Origin of the sequence: Edwardsiella tarda ATCC 15947 = NBRC 105688 (assembly GCF_003113495.2) — a bacterium.
Taxonomy (GTDB): domain Bacteria; phylum Pseudomonadota; class Gammaproteobacteria; order Enterobacterales; family Enterobacteriaceae; genus Edwardsiella; species Edwardsiella tarda.
The window spans coordinates 1,949,521-1,969,673 of the sequence record NZ_CP084506.1 but is presented as its reverse complement, the minus strand read 5'-3'; the positions used below and the strand labels follow the sequence as shown (position 1 = coordinate 1,969,673).

Sequence of the window (20,153 nt, the reverse complement as noted above, 5' to 3'; positions counted from 1 at the left end):
CATAATATAAAGTTGGCGCTGCTGCAATATTTAGTCAAAAGTCATGACCGGCTGAGCCGGTATCACTCGAATCCGATAAAAACCAGGGGGCACGTCATATTCGCCTCACTCTTAGAGGGATTGACACAACACACAGCACTGCCTCGTAATGGCGCCTCTGCGCTAAAAGATGGGCGGGTTAATGAACCTATTATAGTCGTCCGCGATCCCCAATATTGGATAGGGTAAAACCCGTTGTCGGCGGTTATAGCGGTCAAGATCCGTTTAACTATCTCTATGATAAAAACGCGATATCCGTACGCATGCGTGGCTTGGTTCGCTGAGTTGTCGTTGCGCCGCCATGATGCCCCCGAGATGGCTTATCGGGGGCGATGCGTCGGCGATGTCATGCTGTTGGCCGTACTCCTCGCGTTCGCTTCTCTTGCATGAGCGGTAGTGCGATTGTTCGTACGGCGGGTGAGAGACGCGCGTTTAGTTAAACTCGTAGTTCACGCCAACATTATATTCGACGCTGTTGTCATTAAAGGCCGCTCCGGCTTTGGCCGCAAACTGTTCGTTGAAGCGGTAACCGACCCCAACGGCTAGCGCCTGTTGGTCTTTGTATCCGCCTAAGGCCGCGCTGGCGTTAAACTTACCGACGTGATAGGGCTGAAATAGTCCGGCTAAGGCGGCGTTTTTGGCGGCGATCTGTCGAATTTCGTGCCGATTATTGTCGATTTGATTCTGCATGCCGCCGAGGCGATGGCTGACGCTGTTTTGCCAGTGAGTGACCGCCTGCTGCTCGCGATGGATATCCTGGCGGTTGTCAGCGATCTGCTGATCATGCTGCATCAGGTGTGAATTATGTTGCACGATGGCGCTATGGTCGCTCTTTTCGGCCTGCTGCACCTTTTGCAATTGACTGACGTTGACCGCATCGGTCTGCTCACTCCCGGCGGCAACATGCGTGAGTTGTCGGTTCTGCTGTGCATTACCGAAGGAGACGCTTTGGCTACGCTGATTTGTACTGTGATCGCCGATGCTGACGGCATGGCTGACACTGGTAGAGGCGTGATCGCCGAGGGCGATGCTGCTGACGGCATCGGCAGCAACACTGGCATGATTGCCGATGGCGCTGCTGTGGTACGCGTTATCCGCCACGCTGGCATCGCTACCTAACGCGATAGCGGCACTGGCGTTGTTGCCGACCTGGCTAAAAGTACCGATGGCATTGGCACCCGCTGAATGGCTACCGACGCTGGCCGTATCGCCGAGTGCATTGCTGCCGCCTGAATTGTCCTTGATCTGACTGTCGATGCCGATAGCGTTGCTGCCGGTGTTATGGCTACTGATCTGGCTCTTCCAACCGATGGCGTTGGCACCATCGGAATCACTTTGGATTGTGTTATAGGAGCCAATGCTCGTCGCGCTCACACTGCCGTCGATGGTGTTCGCGATACCGATGGCGATTGCGGTATGCGATTGTGCGCTGGCATGAGAGCCTTTGCCGATGACAATGGAGTTTTGGCCATCGGCTTGGCCACCACCCACCTGGTAATTTCCTGAGCTGGCTGAGGTACTGCCGGTATCGCTGGCGGCATAGCTGAGTGGTGAGGTGAGGGGAAGTAGGGACAGTAATAAAATAACGTGACGGTTTTTCATTATCGGCAGCCAATTATTTATTCAGGGTGAAAGAGATCGGCCCATTGCGCAATGGCAAGAGGCTTATCGCACCACGTTATGAGGTGGTGAGTTTCTTGAATGTATTTAGGCAAGCGCTGACGAGCGTAATTTACGCTAAGGATAAAGCAGTGGGGATGCCTGAGTTGCTAGGCAATATACGTCACACCCGTCGCAGGTGGCCATATCGGAAATTTCTCGCATTATCTGCGATTAAATTCACTTAACATCGATTAAGATATTTCTATAAGTGCTATTTTTAGCATAAAATTCTAATGCGTGTATTTTTTTAAGATTATCTAAAAATAATTAACCTGAGAGCACGCCGAAGAACGATAAAAAAGTGCCAGATGTGTTATTTATTCATTTGTCTCTTTTATCTCATCAATAATAATTGGTAACATCTGGAATTATTTGTAAATTTATTTTATTGGCAGCGCATAGCATATTTTATCCGTCGCCTATGAGGACGTGCGGCTGTTTTTAGCGTGATGAGAGATATGGACAGAGGGCGAGTATCCTGCGCGCCATGGTATGGCTGGCGGTAGGTAACTCGCTCTCTTTTAGCGTCGTGGGGAAGCGTAACGTTGCCGCTATGCAGGCAGATAGTGAATGGAGTGCTCGACACTGTCGCCCTGTGCATCAATGACTAAACTCCATAGCCCGCTAAAGGGAATACTGAGATAGATCTCACCTGTCGTCTGGCGCTGAGTTGGTGCCGCCGGCGCGAGACGCTGCAGATGGAGGTTGTCATCGCTGGCGAGGTGTACCGAGAAGGTATGCGCACAACGAACGATGAGTGTATCGCCGCCGAATAGATTGAGGCGGGTATGAATAACCGACATAGCGTTTCTCCTACAGCAAAAAATTAAACAAGCGCCGAGTGGCAATTTATTGTGATAACCCTCACATAAGTGAGTTTTCATAGAAGCAAAACTTCACTGAATAAATAATGACCAATATCAATCTTTGTGTGGGTAGTTGATGTCGGCGATAAAGGGATACACTTGATAAGAAATGCTTATGATTTCGCTAATTAGCGGAGATGTGGCGCAATATGCTGCGTGGCGTTATCAGCCTAGTGGTCGCTATGGTTTTTATGGCGTTAATTGGTGTAAGTGCGAATGGTATGCGGGGAGAGCGGAACCCGCTGAGGGCGGGCTCCGCTGAGAAATTAGCGGGCTAACCAACCGCCATCAACCGCCAAGGTATAGCCGTTGATGTAATCGGAGGCGGGCGATGACAGGAATACGACCGGCCCCATCAGATCTTGCGGCAGGCCCCAACGGTTGGCCGGGATACGCTCTAGGATCTCTTTGTTGCGAGACTCATCGCTGCGCAGCTGTTGGGTATTGTTGGTCGCCATGTAGCCGGGGGCGATGGCGTTCACATTAATCCCGTGTTTAGCCCACTCGTTGGCCAGGAGACGCGTTACCCCCATGACGGCACTCTTCGAGGCGGTGTAGGAGGGGACGCGGATACCGCCCTGGAAGGAGAGCATGGAGGCGATGTTGATGATCTTACCGCCCTGGCCCTGAGCAATAAACTGGCGAGCGACGGCCTGAGAGAGGAAGAAGACGCTCTTGATGTTCAGGTTCATCACATCATCCCAATCCCGTTCGCTGAAGTCGATTGCATCTTGGCGGCGGATAATGCCGGCATTGTTGACCAAAATGTCGATATGGCCACAGCTAGCGACGGCCTGGGCGACCAAATCCGGGATGACGGCCTGGTCACGCAGATCGGCGGTTAAGCTGACGAAAGTCCGTCCTAAGGCGCGCACCTTTTCGGCAGTTTCGGTCGGTTCAACCACATTGACGCCTACGATGTCACAGCCAGCCTGCGCCAAGCCCAGTGCCATACCTTGCCCCAGCCCGGTATCACATCCGGTTACCATGGCCACTTTACCCTGCAGAGAGAATGCATCCAGAATCATGAGTCTTGTCCTTTATCGTATAGCCAGCCCGTACGGCTGACGTGCGGGTGAATAAATGTACCGGGTTAGCGCAGATCGGCGATGGCGAGGTGGTCCATGTCGTCAAAGACCTGATTCTCGCCGACCATGCCCCAAATGAAGGTATAGGCCTGGGTGCCGACGCCGGAATGGATCGACCAGCTCGGCGAAATCACCGCTTGCTCGTTATGCATGATGATGTGACGGGTTTCCTGTGGCTGCCCCATCATGTGGAAGACGCAGCTATCCGGCGCCATGTTGAAATAGAAGTAGACCTCCATGCGGCGCTCATGGGTATGGCATGGCATGGTATTCCACAGATTGCCCTCGGCCAGCTCTGTCAAGCCCATTGAGAGCTGACAGGTCGGTAAGACTTCCGGGACCATATATTTATTGATGGTGCGGCGATTACTGGTCTTGGCATCACCGAGTGTCTGCGTGGCAACCTCGGCTTGGGTAATTTTACGCGTCGGATAGTGGGTGTGTGCCGGGGCACAGTTGTAGTAGAACTTAGCCGGATGGGCGCTATCGAGGCTACTGAATGTCAACGTACGGGCACCTTTGCCAACATACAAGGCTTCGCGCGTGCCAACTTCATACGTCTGCTCATCGACCAGGATACGCCCGGGACCGCCGATGTTGATCACCCCCAGCTCCCGACGCGCTAAGAAGTAGTCGACGCCGAGCTGTTTTCCTACCTCGTCACCGATGGTGACCGACTGCGTCAGCGGCATGATCCCGCCGACGATAATGCGATCGATATGGCTGTACACCATGGTGTAACGATCGGCTTCGAAGATCGTCTCGATGAGGAACTCCCGGCGTAGGCCGGCGGTATCTAACTGTTTGGCGTGATCGCTGTGGATGCTTTGACGGACTTCCATGCTTGTTACCTCGTTATGCTCAGTCATGCCTGGCGTCACACGGCTAGACGTGAGCCGGTGGCGTCATCAGATGGCAGGATCCTAACGCAATCCCTCGGCCGCTTCAATTAAAAATGAAATGCCGTTTTGATTTTTTAGAATCATCATTGCATTTCTTGTGAGCGATCACATTTTATTGGCGAGGCGTCACAGGCGTCGCCAGTAAGAAGCGGCAGATAGTGGCGATAATTGAAACATTTAGCAAAGAGTAAGAGTCATTGAACACAATTGATTTGCATTAATTTACATATGTTTACCTTGTATGATGTATTGAGTTATAAGCTAAATTTATGAGACGCGAGTCGTACGGAGAGCAGCACCACGCGGTGGTGCTCGTCCGGTGGCGAAGGCGCCAGTCGATGGGTGAGAGTTAAGGAGTCACAATGAATAAGCTAACCGTTATTGCGCTGGCCGCATCGTTGGCCTTGGGCGCGGGATCGGCTTGGGCACAACAGTCAGATGACGATACGCCACCCTGCTGGCAGGATGGTGGCATGATGATGGGGTATGGCTACCATCACCATAATATGATGTGGCGTGATGGGCACGGGCCGCGTCATTGGGGGATGTTTAGCGGGCTTAATCTCAGTGATGCGCAACGCCAACAGATGCGTGATATTGTCCGTCAATATGCGGGCGAGAATGATCGCGCAGCATGGGGTGAGGATTTTAAACAGCAACAACAGATTATTACTGGCGATAAGTTTGATGACAATGCCGTACGCAGTCAATTGGATGCGGCCAATGTGCGCCACAATAAACAGATTCTGCAACGGTTAAAGATGGAGCATCAAATGTATAATGTGTTGACGCCGGAGCAGAAGAAAGCGTTTAACGCGAATGCCGAGCAAGGCTGGCAACAGATGCAGCGTTGGATGCAAGACTAAGCGCCTATCCCATTAGGCTATTTTATTTGCCAGGTTGGCCTGGGCAGTGCGCACGAAAAACTTAACCAAGTTTTGCACACCCTTCAGGGTGGCCCGCAGGGTGTGCGAGGTGAATAACCCTCACGTACGGCGTGTACGCTCCGCTGGTTGCGCGCTGTCCCTGTCCAAACTGGCTGCAGCTACACGCCTACTGGGATAAGCTTTAAGCGCGGCCTAGCACTCGGCATATTGCTCATCACGGGGGTACCCAAAGTCATGGTGCGTTGACGCCGTCCAGGGTGGCACGGCCGAGGGGCTTAATGGCGCGCATCCGAGCTCAGTATATAATAATTCTCATTATTATATTTTTGTCGACTATCAAGGAGATCGGTTGTGCGGGGAGGGCTGGGGCGAACAGGCCGTTTGCTGCTGGATTAATTAATACTTTTCCTATTTAATTCTTTCGGGTATATTTTCTGCATATATTCTCCATAATTTATACATAATTAATCTATTCGCCATCCTCTCTCCATAATTTATCCATAATCAAGTCATTAGGCATATTTCTGCTTTCAGTTATTTACACAGCATGTAATTAATTGAATTCTTTTCGGCTACATTTATTACCAGACACACGATGAAGTCATCGCCCACGCGGGTTCGTGAATGTCGCTGGCGCTCACATGCGCATCAAGTCGAGGGCGCAAGATTAATGTTGGCGAGACGCCATTGTGCCATACGGAACGCCAGCCTAAACCACAACAGATAAATTGATATCGAGGAACTCCTAATGCGTAAACTGACCGCTATGATTTTTGCTTCTACTTTGGCTCTGGGCGTCGGCGCAGCGAATGCCGCAGATACGGCCGCCGCGCCTGTAGCAAACGGCGCTGGTAATGGCAACGGGATGGGGATGATGCATCACCAGGATATGAATCATCAGAATGGGGTTATGCAGAAGAAAGGCAATCGTCATGCTGGCGGCATGGGGATGCTGGCCGGTATCCAGTTGACGCCGGAACAGCGTCAGCAGATCCGCGACATTCGTCAGCAGTTCCATAAGGCACATCCGATGCCGCAGATGATGGATAACTTCAAGCAGATGCAGCAACTGATCACCAGCGAGAAGTTTGACGAGGCGGCGGCGCGTGCCCACATCGAGGCCAACAATAAGGCGCGTAACGATGTCGCCGTCGAGCGAATGAAGATGGAGCATCAGATTTATAGCCTGTTGACGCCGGCACAGAAGCAACAGGTAAACCAGAACTTTGAGAAGCGGGTTCAGGTGATGATGGAGCGTCAAGGTAAGATGGGGCAGTCACAGCAGTAATCCGTTAGGCTTTTTCTTCGCCCAGGCGTTTTGCCTCGCTGTGGGTGGGCGTCTGAAGTGGACGCGGTGTGTGATGCGCCGCGTCTGCGTTTCTGTTTCCCCTTGCCCCGACTGCCTGGGCGCGTCACACTTCACTGATTGTCTCTCTGCGGCGTACGCTGTCGCTTGCCAAGCCAAGCCAAGCCAAGCCAAGCCAAGCCAATACCTATCGTCGGAAAATCCGCCAGTTACGTCGTTCCGCTCCTCTCAGGCTTGAAAGCCGAGCGCGCTCTACTCATACTGCATGCTGAGTCGCTTAATTATCCACGCCAGCGGCGCCTAGGGGAATTAAGCGACTCGCTTCGGGGTGCAAAACTACCTTTATCACTATCTCAATCAAGGACATCCGCCATGGCTGAAGAGACCATTTTTAGCAAGATTATTCGCGGGGAAATTCCCGCCGATGTGGTGTATCAGGACGATCTGGTGACGGCCTTCCGTGACATCTCTCCACAGGCGCCGAGCCACGTGCTGATCGTGCCCAATAAGCTGATCCCGACCGTGAACGATGTGCAGCCGGAGGATGAGGCCGCACTGGGGCGTATGATCAGCGTCGCGGCTAAAATTGCACAGCAGGAAGGGATCGCCGACGATGGCTATCGTCTGGTGATCAACTGTAATCGCCATGCCGGGCAAGAGGTGTTCCACATTCACATGCACCTGCTTGGCGGCCGTCCGTTGGGGCCATTGCTGGCACATTAATCCGCGATACGCGCGCTGGCAGGGGGCGGTATGACAGGAAAGGCAAAATGGATGGCGCTCATATTACTGTCGCCGCTGGTGCTGGCGGGATGTCGCTCGTCTGCGCGTATTCCGATCAACGCCGAGCAGCGTCTGGTGATGGAACCGGCGTTACTGACGGCGGGCGTTACCGCCAGTGCACCCACGGTGGTGGCGTATGGGGTGGGGCGCCAAGCCGAGGCGCAAGTCAGTTATGGTGATGGTGAGGGGGGCGCTGCGTTGGCGCTGCACTATCGCTTCTATTGGTATGATAGCCGAGGGCTAGAGTTGAGTTCCGCTCAGCCTCCTCGGCAGATGACGCTGCGTGCCGGTGAGCGGGTCACTGTGACCTCATTCAGCCGAGATCCCCAAGCACGCCAGGTGCGGTTGTACCTCTATCGTTGAGGATAAACAGGATTGAACACGATGAAAAAAATAATGGGTGTCACGCTGGCTGCATTGATGTTGAGTGGCTGTCAGGGGTTATTGCCACGTGGTGAAGCCCCGGTTACGCCGCCTCCGCCGGCACCGACGACCCCGGCAAAGCCGAGCGTAGTGCCGCAGCCACCTGCGGTCACGCCGGTGCCGCAGCCGCCTAAAATGAGCAGTGTCGACTGGCAGGGCAGCTTTGCGCCCCTGGTTGCTCAAATGCTGAATGCTCAGGGTATCGAATCTGGCGCGGTGCTGCTGGTCGATGGCGTACAGAACAAGACCAATGGCCAGCTGAGTATGGCGAATGCTAGCGAGGTGTTGCGCAGCGCGCTGTCTGGCGCGAGCCGTTTTCAGTTAGTCTCTGCCGCGCAATTGGCGCAGGCGCAACAGAGTTTGGGATTGTCGCCGAACGATCGTCTGGGATCGCGTAGCAAGGCGATTAGCCTGGCGCGACTGGTGAACGCGCAGTATGTGCTGTACACCACCGTCAGTGGCAATATTCAGTCTCCCCACTTAGCGATGCAGCTGATGCTGGTACAGAGTGGCGAGATCATCTGGTCTGGGAAGGCTCCTGTTGCACTCTGAGTCTCCGCTTCCAGAAGCCGAGTTACGCGCGCTGTTGGCCCGCCGTTTCGCGGATACGCTTGCCGATGATTGGCAATTTGACCGGATCAGCGGCCTGAGTGGCGTTAACTGGCGGGCAAAGAATAGTGACGGTGTCACTTTTTTATTGCGTCCCAGTACGATGCAGCGGCGTCAGTTAGGCATCGATCGGCGTTATGAGTGCCAGGCGTTGCGCCTGGCCACGGCGGCGGCGTTAGGTCCCGGCTGTCAGGGTGTGTTGGACGGCTGGTTACTGGCCGACTGGTTGGCCGGGCAACCGCTGGCGGCGGGATCGCCGCCCAGTGCGCGTCTGGTGTCCTTGCTGGTCGATTTACACCGTTTACCTCCGCGTCTGCCGTTGCGTACGTTGCGCCGTTATTGCGCCGGTTATTGGGATAGTCTCGCGCCGGCACGGCGCACCTTTCAGGCTCAGCGGATCCATCGGCGCTGGCAGCGTCGTCGAGAGCCGCGCCCACTGAAGTTGACCATGCTGCATATGGATATCCATGACGGTAATCTGATCGAGACGGCGCAGGGGCTACGGCTGATCGATTGGGAATATGCCGCCAGCGGCGATATCGCGTTGGATCTGGCCGCCTTGAGCCGTAACTATGGCTTAGATCGCGCCGCCCGGCGTGCGCTGGTCGCCGATTATTGTCGCCACGGCGGTTATGCCGCCCCCGAGCGCTTGACGCGCCAGGTCGAACGCTGGTTGGGCTGGGTCGATTATATGGCCTGGCTCTGGTTCGAACTGCGTTGGCAACAGAGCCAACAACCGAGTTATCGTCAGCAGGCCGATGCCCTGCTGAATCATCTAAGCCAATGAGTGATGCGGCGCGGCGCGCCGCCAGAAAGGAGAAGTGGTGTGGGTCCTGTAATGCTGGATGTTGTCGGCTATGAGTTGGATGCCGAAGAGCGTGAAATCCTCAATCATCCGTTGGTCGGCGGCCTGATCCTGTTCAGCCGTAACTTTCATGATACTGAGCAGTTGCGTGAGTTGGTGCGCCAGATCCGTCAAGTTTCGCGTCAGCGCATCTTGGTGAGCGTCGATCAAGAGGGGGGACGGGTGCAGCGTTTCCATCAGGGATTTACACGCTTACCCGCGGCGCAGGCCTATGGCGCGTTGAATTCGCCCGCAGAGGCGCGACGCCTCGCGTTAGAGGGCGGCTGGTTGATGGCATGTGAGATGATCGCCATGGATATCGATCTCAGCTTTGCTCCGGTTCTGGATCTGGGGCATGGTAGCGCCGCTATCGGCGAACGCGCCTTCCACCGTCAGCCAGAGCAGGCGATTCCATTGGCCGAGGCCTTCATCGATGGCATGCATCAGGCGGGAATGAAGGCGACCGGTAAGCATTTCCCGGGGCACGGTAAGGTGAGCGCGGATTCACATAAAGAGACGCCGATCGACGATCGCCCTCTGGCGCAAATCCTTGAGCATGATATGGTTATTTTCAGTGAGCTGAATGCCCGCGCGAAACTGGACGCGGTGATGCCGGCACACGTGATCTTCCCTCAGGTCGATCCGCGCCCGGCCAGCGGCTCACCTTACTGGTTACGGCAGGTATTGCGTCAGGAATTAGGCTTCGAGGGGGTGATCTTCTCGGACGATCTGTCGATGAATGGCGCGGCGGTATTGGGCGACTATGCTCAGCGGGCGCAAGCCTCTCTGGATGCCGGTTGTGACATGATTCTGGTGTGTAACAATCGCCAGGGCGCGGTCAGCGTGTTGGACAATCTGCGAGCCGAGGGAACGGCGCGTATCGCGAGCCTGTATCATCGTGGCGTGGTCGATGGTCAAGCGTTGCGTGCCAGCGCGCGTTGGCAGCAGGCGCATCAAGAGCTACAGCGATTACAGCAGCGTTGGGAAGAGGCCAAGGCGGCCGGTGTGCAGGCATAGCGACCGCTGTATCATTGCCGTGCGAGCTGCGGCGTAACGGCCCGGCGGCATCCTCGCCTCGTGACGATGCCGCCTGTGGGACGTAAGAATCAGCGCGGGAAACCGCCTAGGGAGAGAGATGATTATTTATCTGCATGGTTTCGATTCCACCAGTCCGGGGAATCATCAAAAGGTGTTGCAGTTGCAGTTTATCGATCCGGACGTGCGCTTAGTCAGCTATAGCACGCGTCATCCGCGCCATGATATGCAGCATCTGCTGAACGAGGTGCATCGCGTGGTACAGCAGGGCGGTGATGAGCGTGCGCTGATCTGTGGCGTCGGCTTGGGGGGCTACTGGGCTGAGCGCATCGGTTTCCTCTGCGGTATCCGTCAGGTCTTGGTCAACCCGAATCTCTTTCCGCAGGAGACCATGCTCGAGTTGATCGATCGCCCCGAGGAGTATGCCGACATCGCAACCAAGTGTGTGGATAACTTTCGGAGTAAAAATCGGGGACGCGCGTTGGTGTTGTTGTCGCGTCATGATGAGGCGTTGGATAGTGCGCGTAGCGCCGCCTTGTTGGGCCCCTACTATGAGGTGGTGTGGGATGAGCAGCAGGGGCATAAGTTCCCGAGCTTATCACCGCATCTCCAACGTATTCGCGCCTTTAAGAGCGTGGCGTGATGATGGGCGGGGGAGTCGACTCCCCCGCGCGGGGTAGGGCGTGGCTTAGCGTCCCGCCTTCAGTTTCTGGAAGTCAGTCTCGTAGATCTCGCTGGCGCTGCCAACATCGTTCTGCCATTCGCCCTTGGCGATGGTTTCCGCATCCGGGTAGAGTGACTTATCGCCGACCACCTCTTTCGGCAACAGTTTTTGTGCCGCCAGGTTTGGCGTCGGGTAGCCGATGGTTTCGGCTACTTGTGCCGCGATCTCAGGGCGTAGCAGGAAGTTGATCAGCTTCAGCGCCCCCTCCGGGTTCTTGGCGTTGGCCGGAATGGCCAGGCTATCCATCCAGAAAATGGCGCCCTCTTTCGGCCAGACGATCTGTACCGGTGTGCCGGCTTGGCGCGCCACGTAGGCCGAGCCGTTCCAGATCATCCCCAGATTGACCTCTCCCTCCATGAACGGATTGGCCGGGTTGTCGGAGTTAAAGGCCAGGACATTGGGCATCAGTTTCACTAACTCCGCATAGGCGGCCTGGATCTGTTTGGGATCGGTGGTGTTACCCGAGTAGCCCAGTTTACGCAGGGCGATCTGGAAGACTTCACGCGCGTCATCCGTCAACAGCAGGCTACCTTTATACTCGGGTTTCCACAGGTCGGCCCAACTGGTGATGGTGGCGGGATCGATCGCATCGCTGTTGACGCCGATCGCCGTCGCTCCCCAGATATACGGGATAGAGTAGTCGTTCTTCGGGTCGAAGGACTTGTGCAACAGATTCGGGTCCAGGTTATGGAAGTTACTCAGTTTGCTGTGGTCGATCTTTTGCAGCATCCCTTCGTTACGCATCTTGGCCACATAGTAGGTGGAAGGCACCACCAGATCATAGGCCCCGTCCTTGTACGTCTTCAGTTTGGCGTACATGGTCTCGTTAGATTCGTAGGTCGAATAAATGACCTTGATGCCCGTCTCCTTAGTGAACTGCTCCAGCAGCCCCGGCGGTACATATTCGGTCCAGTTGTAGAAATAGACAGTGTTATTGTCAGTTTTCGGCGCATCGGCAGCGTATGCAGCATGGCTCCCGCATGCCAGCAAACCTGCGGCTACCAGAGGTGACCACTTTTTCATTCAGCGTATCCCTATAGTGAAGGTCGAAACAGAAGATGGAGCTGTCCGCCGCCGGAACGCCTGGGCGAACCACAACAAACAGGGCGGCTATTATAGGAGCGCGTCGGACGGGGGTAAAGCGTCAATGGTCGAGGTGGGGCGCTGAACAGGCCGCCCGGCAAGGAAAGCGGACGGCCTGCGTGGTACGTTTAGCGCGGGGTGCCTCGATTGAGACGGGCGTAGGCTTGCTCGTGCGCCCCCTGGCGGCGCGCGTAGAACATCAGGATGCTCAGGCTGATGATGAAGGTGAGCGCCAGCTTGACCGACTCTGCGCCACTCAGTGCGATAAAACAGAACAAGCAGCCCAGGGTGGCGGCCGTCAGGCTCAAGAGGTGATGCAGTGAGGCCCCCTCCAGGCGGATCAGCGCCACGCAGGAGTAAAAGTAGGGCAGCATGGTTAACAATACGGCGATGCCGATCAGATTACCGAAGATATCGGAGGTCTTGGCACCACTACTGGCCAAGAAGGTCATCAGCGCCATCAGCGCGGTCATTTTCAGCGCCGACAGGATGATCCCCTTGCGCGGCACCCCGTTGGCATCGACCTCACCATAGATCTTGGGGAAGTTACCGTCGCGCGCGGCGCGCACCCCGGCTTGGCCGACTAACATCATCCACGAGCCTAATGCCGCCAGGCAGGCGAAGGCGGTGAAGGCGGACACCACCGGCGCGGCCCAGCCGCCGAGGATCATGGCGGCACTGGCGGCGAAGGGGGCACCGGTCGCCGCCATGGTCGCGGCGGGGAACATGCCACTCATCACCTGGGTTGCCAGGATGTAGACTAGCCCCGCCAATGCCGTCCCCAGCATGGTGGCCAGCGGCACGGTACGTTGCGCATTCTTCACCAGTCCTGAGCTTACTGCGGCGCTCTCGACGCCGACAAACGCCCACAGGCAGATCAAGATACTGTGCAGTACGGCATCACCGCTACTGCTGTGGGTGGTGTTCCAGTTGGCGTGATACAGCGCAGGATCGAACCAGTGCCAACCGGCGATGGCGGTACCGACGACCGGGAGCAGCACCAGGATCAATCCCAAGGTGGTCAGGCGGCTGACCCAGCTCCCGCCCATCAGGTTGATGAAGGCCATGATCCAGATGATGACGATGCTGGCGATGCCGGCGGGGATCGGGTGATTGAGCATGGGAAAGAAGACCGACAGGTAGGCTACCCCCGCCAGGCAGTCGGCCAGGTTACCTATCCAGTTGGCGTGATAGTAGAGCACCGCCGTTTGGAAGCCGAAGGCTGGGCCGAGGCGGCCGGCATAGGCGATGGGACCGCCAACCTGCGGATCGCGTGTTGTCAAACGTGCAAAAACAAAGGCCAACGACATGGCGCCGACCAAGGCAATTAACCAACCAAAGAGTGCAATGGAACCAATTTTGGCGAGGTTTGCCGGTAACAGCGCGATGCCGCTGCCCATCATGTTACCGGCGACGATACCCGTGCAGGCGAAAAGCCCAATTTTTTTTGAAGACGCCATGTTAGCCCCGTAAATACTGACGTGGTGACCGTGCTCCTTCACGGTGCGCGCCGCTGTTATTAATCAAGTCCTGGACGTAATTATAGGTTAATTTGTGACTCGAATCACAGCCACTGGTATGGTTAATGTATTACTTAATTGTCTTTTTTCTCGTCTTTTCGCGTCTTTCCTGACGTGGTAAGCGGTTTTGAGCGGGGTCATTGCACGGGAGGGGCGCGCAGTGGGTGCCGGTGTTTGGCCGAGCCAAAACCGAGGAGAATGCGTCAATGGGGGGAGAAATGCCCCACTCTGAGAGGGGAATGGGAAAAATATTTTTATGCTCAGCGTGCAGCGGGCACTATCGGGCTATTCGGCCGACGTTAGTCAACTTAAAGCCGTCTATCGACGTTGACGTGTGTTGGCGACCCATACGGCCGCCAACATGCAGGGATCAGTGTTTGGTACGGTCGCGCAGGATCAGTTGGCTGGCGAGGACCAGCAATAGCGACAGCGCCAACAGGATCGTAGCTAAGGCGTTGACCTCTGGTGAGACGCCGACCTTAACCATCGAGTAGATCTTCAACGGCAGGATCTCATAGCTCGGTCCGGTGACGAAGGAGGAAACGACCACATCGTCCATCGACAGGGTAAAGCTGAGTAACCAGCCGGCAGCCACCGCCGGCATGGCCAGCGGTAACAGGATCTTGCGCAGGATAACCAACTCGCTGGCACCGAGGTCGCGCGCCGCTTCCAACATCCGCACGTCGAATCCTTTCAGGCGCGAGAAAACGGTGACCACCACGAAGGGCAGGCAGAAAGTGATATGGGAGAACAGCAGTGACCAGAAGCCGAGCGAGACCCCCAACAGCATAAATAGGACCAGTAGAGAGATCGCCATCACAATATCCGGCGACATCATTACTACGAACAGCATGCCGCCAACGAAAGGCTTGCCCCGAAAGTGGTAGCGGAATAGCGCCACCGCCGTCAGTGAACCGATCAGGGTGGCAAAGGTGGCGGAGAGCACGGCCATGGTGATCGAGTGGCCCGCCGCCTGGAGCAGGCTGTCGTTATTCATCAGCGTGCTGTACCAGTCGAAGGTAAAGTGCTTCCAGTTGATGCCAAAACGCGAGCTGTTAAAGGAGTTGGCGATCAAAATAATGATAGGGATATATAAGTAAGCGTAGACGAGGGTCATGAACCCTCCGCGCATCAGGCGACCGAACATGGCTGTGCCTCCTGGGCGTGGCGGCATACGCCTCCGTGGTACTTATGCAGCATGGACAATTTGATTATCTTCTCCCAACCATTTGACATATCGTCAAATAAAACAAATGGATATCATCGTCTATTCCGTCGCTTCCCTGCGGCAGTGATGGCGCCGCGTGCGACGCCATCAGTCACCCAAATCACTGGCCTTGCGATTGAGTAGTTTACCGACGCGGTAGTAGATCAGCAGCATCACGCCCATCACCAGCGTCAGACAGATGCTGGTGGCCGCGCCAAACGGCCAGTCGCGGATATTGAGGAACTGGCTCTTAATGACGTTACCGATCAATAGGTTCTTGGCACCGCCCAAGAGGTCGGCGATATAGAACAGCCCCAGCGATGGCAACATCACCAGCAGACAACCGGCGACAATCCCCGGCATGGTCAACGGTACGATGATACGCAGGAAGGTGTGCAGCTTGTTGGCGCCGAGATCGCGGGCCGCCTCTAACACCGAGCGATCCAGCTTTTCGATGCTCGAATAGAGCGGCATCACCATGAAGGGGAGCAGGATGTACACCAGGCCGAGCACCACGGCCGTCGAGGTATACATCAGGCGTAACGGTTGATCGATGAGGCCGATCCATAACAGAAACTCGTTGAGGTAACCGCGTGTACTGAGGAACAGCTTCAGCCCGTAGATGCGGATCAGCGAGTTGGTCCAGAAGGGGACGATCAGCAGAAACAGCAGCAATGGACGTACTCGATGCGGTAGACGCGCCAAGATAAAGGCGAACGGGTAGCCGATCACCAGGCAACTCAGGGTCGCCATCAGCGCCATGTTAAGCGAATGCAGTAACACCTCGGCATACAGCGGATCGAATAATCGCTGGTAGTTATCCCAGGTGAATACCATGCGCACCAGATTGGCATCGTCACGGGTCAGGAAGCTGGTGGCGATGATCATCAGGTTAGGCAGGAAGACGAACAGCGACAGCCAGCCCACTACCATGGTGATCACCACATTCTGGAAAAGCTTACGCGATCTCTTCATCGGGCAGCACCACCTCCCAGCTCTCGACCCAGGTCACCGCCATCTTCTGATTGAGCGAGTGGTCCACATCCGGATCGTCTTCGTTGAAAAACTCGCTGACCATCACCATCTTGCCATTTTCTAGTTCGACGCTGGACTCCAGGGTCATCCCCTTGTAGTTACGTTCGCGCACGTAGCCGACGATGCCATCGACCTGCTCGCTGTCGCTGATCTCCTCGACGCGCAGATCTTCCGGGCGCAGCAGCACCTTCAGGCGATCCCCCGCGACGACATGCATCTCGGGATTGACATAGATGTCGCACTCGCGCCCTTCGACGTTGGCGCGGACGCGCTGCTCGTCGATACGATGCAATACGCTGGCATCAAAGATGTTGATTTCACCGATAAAGCTGGCGACAAACAGATTTTTCGGCTCCTCATAAATCTCACGCGGGGTGCCGTCTTGCTCGATACGACCATCGCGCATCACCACGATGCGGTCCGACATCGTGAGCGCCTCTTCCTGATCGTGGGTGACGAAGATAAAGGTGATGCCCAGTTTGCGTTGTAGCGCCTTCAGCTCATTCTGCATCTGTTTACGCAGTTTGTAGTCCAGCGCCGACAGCGACTCATCCAGCAACAGGACGCGTGGCTTGTTGACGACCGCACGGGCGATGGCGACGCGCTGTTGCTGACCACCGGAGAGTTGGTGGGGACGGCGCTGCGCCATCTCATCCAACTGCACCATGCGCAGGGCATCCATGACACGCGGCGTGATCTCATCGCGCGGTGTCTTCTGCATGCGCAGACCGAACGCCACGTTTTCGAATACCGTCATGTGCGGGAAGAGCGCATAACTCTGGAAGACGGTATTGACGTGGCGCTGCTCGGCGGGCAGATGGGTGATCTCTTCACCATCCAGCACCACCTGGCCGCTGTCGACCTCCTCGAGACCCGCGATCAGACGCAGTACCGTGGTCTTGCCACAGCCTGAGGGGCCAAGGATAGTCAGAAATTCACCATGATTGATGGTGAGATCGAGATCGTTGATGATCGCTTTGCCATCAAACGATTTACGGATTTGGGTCAGGCATACGACCGGAAGCGTTTGCGAGTCTACAGAGGAAGTCTCAGTCATTTATTTAGTTACTCTATCCCGAGAGATGTTGCAGATAGAACCGCCGCTGAAAAAGACTGCGTGAGCCGCGGAGTTATCCCGCGCTCGAAACCAGCGGCGTCAATCAAATTTTTAGAGCGCGCATGATAGACCCTGCGGAGAATAATTGAAAGCTAGCGCGGGCAGAATTCGCCAATTTCCTCTCGAAATCCCAGCAGTTGGCTGAGGCTCACCGACAAATTCGGCGCCAAGAGGCAAGGTGCGCATGCGGCGCACATCGGCTGGCGGAGAGAGAATGGCGCGCGGGATCTCCAGCAACGGGCACTCAACGGAGAGGGAGAGCCATCCTACGTTCACCGATCTGACCGAGGCGTTGGCGGGAAGGGCCGTGGCGACGAAGATCCGGCGGAGAGTGGGGCTCCTTGGCTGACGGACTCATCGTGGGATGAGGGCGTTTAGCGCGCTCGCCGGTTGTGGTGTGTCTCCCGAGCGGCCTGAGCGAATGGCCGCGCATCCCGTCAAAACGGCTAAAGAGTGAGTGATGCGGCAGCAGGTAGGCGAGGTCGCGAGGAGTCATTTCGTGTCAATCCCCTGTCCGATCAGGTTTTTTCGCTGGTAGACAAAAGCAAATATCATTCAAAATGACCTGACGCAATATTCGGCCGAGAGCGGCTCCGCATAATGGGGCGACAAGAATGGGGAAAATAGCAAATGAATAACTTACTTGATCGTTTTCTTAACTATGTCTCTTTTGACACACAGTCCAAGCCGGGTGTACGCCAGGTGCCGAGCACCGAGGGCCAACTGAAACTGGCTCGCGTCCTACAGAGCGAGTTGACGGCGTTGGGGTTGGAGCAGGTGACACTGAGCGAACATGGTTGCGTGATGGCGACGCTGCCGGCTAACGTCGATTGGCCGGTACCGACCATCGGTTTCATCTCCCATATGGATACCGCGCCCGATGCCAGCGGGAAGAATGTGAATCCGCAGATCGTGGAGAATTATCGCGGTGGCGACATCGCCCTCGGTGTCGGTGATGAGATCCTGTCGCCGGTGATGTTCCCGGTGTTGCACCAACTGCTGGGGCAGACGCTGATCACCACCGATGGGAAGACGCTGCTGGGCGCCGATGATAAGTCGGGGATCGCCGAGATCATGACCGCGTTGGCTCGCCTCAAGCAAAGCGATGTGCCGCATGGGGAGATCCGTGTCGCCTTCACGCCAGACGAAGAGGTGGGCAAGGGGGCGCAACACTTCGATGTCGCCGCCTTCGACGCCGAGTGGGCCTATACCGTCGATGGCGGCGGCGTCGGGGAGTTGGAGTGTGAAAACTTCAACGCCGCTTCGGTGTCGATCAAGATCAATGGCAACAATGTGCATCCCGGCAGCGCCAAGGGGGTGATGGTCAACGCCTTGGGGCTGGCCAACCGGATTCATGCGTTGCTGCCGGCGGCGGAAGTCCCCGAGTTGACCGAGGGCTACGAAGGGTTCTACCACCTGGTTTCGATGAAGGGCAGCGTCGAGAAGGCCGAGATGCACTACATCGTGCGTGACTTCAGCCGCGAAGGGTTCGAGGCGCGTAAGAAGCGCATCATGGACATCGCCAAGCAGGTTGGCCAGGGGCTACATCCGGAGTGCTATATCGAGGTGACGCTGGACGATACCTACTACAACATGCGCGATGAGGTCGCGAAGCACCCGCATATCGTCGCGCTGGCGCGCCAGGCGATGCGCGATCTGGATATCGAGCCGATCGAGCGCCCGATCCGTGGCGGCACCGATGGGGCCCAGCTCTCCTTCCGCGGGCTGCCTTGTCCGAACCTGTTTACCGGCGGCTACAACTTCCACGGTAAGCATGAGTTCATTACCCTAGAGGGAATGGAGAAGGCGGTGGCGGTGATCATGCGTATCGCCGAGCTGACCGCCGAGCGTGCACGTAACGCGTAAAGCTAAATGGCCGCGCGGCGTGGCGAGGGAGTGATACGCCGCGCGGGATAGTCAAGCTAAGGTCCGTATCGTTAACGTGCGGGGCGGAAGAGCTCGGCCAGGTGCGCATGATAGCGCGCCAGGTTATGCTCGACGTCCGGGCGTTTGATCACATCGGTGCACAGGAAGGTCGGCAGTGGGCGCATGCCAAGGAACTGGTTGGCCTTATGGAAATGGAGATAGACACCATCGATGCCTTGTCCTTGGAAGAACTGTGCCGGATCGTCGAAGGCCTCTTGGGGCGCATTCCAGGTCAGTGACAGCATATACTGTTTGTCCTGTAGTAGGCCGCCGGAGCCATACTTCTTGCTGGCATCGGAGCGCGTGCGGCCATCGTTGGTGTACAGGCGGCCATGACCGGCGGTAAATACGTCATCCAGGTATTTCTTAACGATCCACGGCTCACCCATCCACCATCCCGGCATTTGATAAATAATGTAGTCTGCCCACAGGATATTCTCGACCTCTTGTTCGATTTGGTAGCCCTGATCGATGGTGGTGGCGCGCAACTCATGCCCCCATTCGCTCAACAGATCGTGGGCGCAATCGTGCAGGGTGGTGTTCAGCAGGCCGTTGGAGTGGCCAAATTTTTTCATGCCGTTAAGCAGTAGAATGCGACTCATAAGAGACTCCGATATTCCCGATACGCGGTTAAATTTACCTGCCGATGAAATTATCACTATGATTATTACATTGGAACCATTGCGCGGGAGGTAAGGCACTAAAAGGGTCGTGGCGGTGACGTGTCCCCGGTTTTTCCATGCGCTAACGAGCGCGTAGATGCGTTAGATTTCACTAGGAAGGCGCCGTAAAAAAGCATAGCACCGTGTCGTGTTTCCATTCTGTGGCGCAGATCCGCCGTCAGTGCAAAATCGTGCTCTGTAATCGCCTTGATCGACATAGGTAGCCCGTGATCGGGAACAAGTTATATCGCCAGCGAACTCGTGAGATCTTTTTGTTAAAATGGTAATTATATCAATGTATTGGTTAATGTAATGACCAAGGTAACACCATGCGCTACCAGAGATTATGGTCATAAACGGGCGAAGCATGGCGCAATATCGTGCCGAGAGAAAATTTTCTCTGCCAAGGCATTCAGGGGGAGGAGGAAAGAGGCA

General features: G+C 55.9%; 19 protein-coding genes. 9 read left to right on the top strand and 10 right to left on the bottom strand.

Annotated elements, in window-relative coordinates; genetic code table 11:
• Positions 1 to 471 precede the first annotated feature (471 nt).
• From DCL27_RS09070 to kduI, 4 genes are all read right to left on the bottom strand, one after another.
• The gene (locus DCL27_RS09070; protein WP_005285449.1) at positions 472 to 1,641 is read right to left on the bottom strand and encodes a YadA C-terminal domain-containing protein; all 1,170 of its coding nucleotides are present in this window, start codon (positions 1,639 to 1,641) and stop codon (positions 472 to 474) included.
• 611 nt (positions 1,642 to 2,252) lie between these two features.
• Positions 2,253 to 2,504: a hypothetical protein gene (locus tag DCL27_RS09065; protein WP_005285451.1), complete on the bottom strand. Its 252-nt coding sequence runs from the start codon at positions 2,502 to 2,504 to the stop codon at positions 2,253 to 2,255.
• A gap of 329 nt (positions 2,505 to 2,833) precedes the next feature.
• Positions 2,834 to 3,595: a 2-dehydro-3-deoxy-D-gluconate 5-dehydrogenase KduD gene (gene kduD / locus DCL27_RS09060; protein ID WP_005285454.1), complete on the bottom strand. Its 762-nt coding sequence runs from the start codon at positions 3,593 to 3,595 to the stop codon at positions 2,834 to 2,836.
• A gap of 65 nt (positions 3,596 to 3,660) precedes the next feature.
• Complete coding sequence (gene kduI, locus DCL27_RS09055; RefSeq protein WP_035600602.1) at positions 3,661 to 4,497, bottom strand: 5-dehydro-4-deoxy-D-glucuronate isomerase; 837 nt, start codon at positions 4,495 to 4,497, stop codon at positions 3,661 to 3,663.
• Between the two features lie 422 nt (positions 4,498 to 4,919).
• Here kduI and DCL27_RS09050 point away from each other — a divergent pair, with 422 nt between their 5' ends.
• The 8 genes from DCL27_RS09050 to ycfP all read left to right on the top strand — a co-directional run bounded on the left by DCL27_RS09050 (position 4,920) and on the right by ycfP (position 11,087).
• Positions 4,920 to 5,423 (top strand): Spy/CpxP family protein refolding chaperone, encoded by a 504-nt coding sequence (locus DCL27_RS09050; protein ID WP_005285458.1) that lies wholly within the window; start codon positions 4,920 to 4,922, stop codon positions 5,421 to 5,423.
• Between the two features lie 769 nt (positions 5,424 to 6,192).
• Positions 6,193 to 6,732, top strand: a complete 540-nt coding sequence (locus DCL27_RS09045) for a Spy/CpxP family protein refolding chaperone (protein ID WP_005285463.1) — start codon at positions 6,193 to 6,195, stop codon at positions 6,730 to 6,732.
• A gap of 390 nt (positions 6,733 to 7,122) precedes the next feature.
• Positions 7,123 to 7,473, top strand: a complete 351-nt coding sequence (gene hinT / locus DCL27_RS09040) for a purine nucleoside phosphoramidase (protein WP_005285467.1) — start codon at positions 7,123 to 7,125, stop codon at positions 7,471 to 7,473.
• 51 nt (positions 7,474 to 7,524) lie between these two features.
• Positions 7,525 to 7,896, top strand: a complete 372-nt coding sequence (locus DCL27_RS09035; RefSeq protein WP_005293429.1) for a YcfL family protein — start codon at positions 7,525 to 7,527, stop codon at positions 7,894 to 7,896.
• 21 nt (positions 7,897 to 7,917) lie between these two features.
• Positions 7,918 to 8,508 (top strand): penicillin-binding protein activator LpoB, encoded by a 591-nt coding sequence (gene lpoB / locus DCL27_RS09030; protein WP_005285470.1) that lies wholly within the window; start codon positions 7,918 to 7,920, stop codon positions 8,506 to 8,508.
• Positions 8,498 to 9,352 (top strand): phosphotransferase, encoded by an 855-nt coding sequence (locus tag DCL27_RS09025; RefSeq protein ID WP_035598595.1) that lies wholly within the window; start codon positions 8,498 to 8,500, stop codon positions 9,350 to 9,352. Before lpoB ends, DCL27_RS09025 begins: the two co-directional genes overlap by 11 nt.
• A 39-nt stretch (positions 9,353 to 9,391) precedes the next feature.
• Positions 9,392 to 10,426 (top strand): beta-N-acetylhexosaminidase, encoded by a 1,035-nt coding sequence (gene nagZ / locus DCL27_RS09020; protein WP_005293432.1) that lies wholly within the window; start codon positions 9,392 to 9,394, stop codon positions 10,424 to 10,426.
• Positions 10,427 to 10,544: 118 nt separating this feature from the next.
• On the top strand, positions 10,545 to 11,087 hold the full coding sequence (gene ycfP / locus DCL27_RS09015) for an alpha/beta hydrolase YcfP (RefSeq protein ID WP_228594422.1): 543 nt from the start codon (positions 10,545 to 10,547) through the stop codon (positions 11,085 to 11,087).
• A 45-nt stretch (positions 11,088 to 11,132) separates the two neighbouring features.
• On the opposite strand, the gene potD is transcribed toward ycfP, so the two are convergent.
• The 5 genes from potD to potA form a co-directional block, all read right to left on the bottom strand.
• Complete coding sequence (gene potD / locus DCL27_RS09010) at positions 11,133 to 12,191, bottom strand: spermidine/putrescine ABC transporter substrate-binding protein PotD (RefSeq protein ID WP_005285480.1); 1,059 nt, start codon at positions 12,189 to 12,191, stop codon at positions 11,133 to 11,135.
• A gap of 188 nt (positions 12,192 to 12,379) precedes the next feature.
• Entirely contained in the window at positions 12,380 to 13,711 is a 1,332-nt protein-coding gene (cadB, locus tag DCL27_RS09005) for a cadaverine/lysine antiporter (RefSeq protein ID WP_035598592.1), read from the bottom strand.
• Between the two features lie 430 nt (positions 13,712 to 14,141).
• The gene (gene potC / locus DCL27_RS09000) at positions 14,142 to 14,918 is read right to left on the bottom strand and encodes a spermidine/putrescine ABC transporter permease PotC (protein ID WP_005285484.1); all 777 of its coding nucleotides are present in this window, start codon (positions 14,916 to 14,918) and stop codon (positions 14,142 to 14,144) included.
• A gap of 168 nt (positions 14,919 to 15,086) precedes the next feature.
• Positions 15,087 to 15,953 (bottom strand): spermidine/putrescine ABC transporter permease PotB, encoded by an 867-nt coding sequence (gene potB / locus DCL27_RS08995; RefSeq protein ID WP_005285485.1) that lies wholly within the window; start codon positions 15,951 to 15,953, stop codon positions 15,087 to 15,089.
• The gene (potA, locus tag DCL27_RS08990) at positions 15,937 to 17,070 is read right to left on the bottom strand and encodes a spermidine/putrescine ABC transporter ATP-binding protein PotA (RefSeq protein WP_005285486.1); all 1,134 of its coding nucleotides are present in this window, start codon (positions 17,068 to 17,070) and stop codon (positions 15,937 to 15,939) included. The genes potB and potA overlap by 17 nt, the downstream gene beginning before the upstream one ends.
• Positions 17,071 to 17,760: 690 nt before the next feature.
• On the opposite strand from potA, the gene pepT reads away from it, so the two are divergent.
• Positions 17,761 to 18,996: a peptidase T gene (pepT, locus tag DCL27_RS08985; RefSeq protein WP_005285491.1), complete on the top strand. Its 1,236-nt coding sequence runs from the start codon at positions 17,761 to 17,763 to the stop codon at positions 18,994 to 18,996.
• A gap of 71 nt (positions 18,997 to 19,067) precedes the next feature.
• Here pepT and DCL27_RS08980 read toward each other — a convergent pair whose 3' ends face one another.
• Positions 19,068 to 19,658 (bottom strand): NAD(P)H-dependent oxidoreductase, encoded by a 591-nt coding sequence (locus DCL27_RS08980; protein WP_005293446.1) that lies wholly within the window; start codon positions 19,656 to 19,658, stop codon positions 19,068 to 19,070.
• Between the last annotated feature and the right edge of the window lie 495 nt (positions 19,659 to 20,153).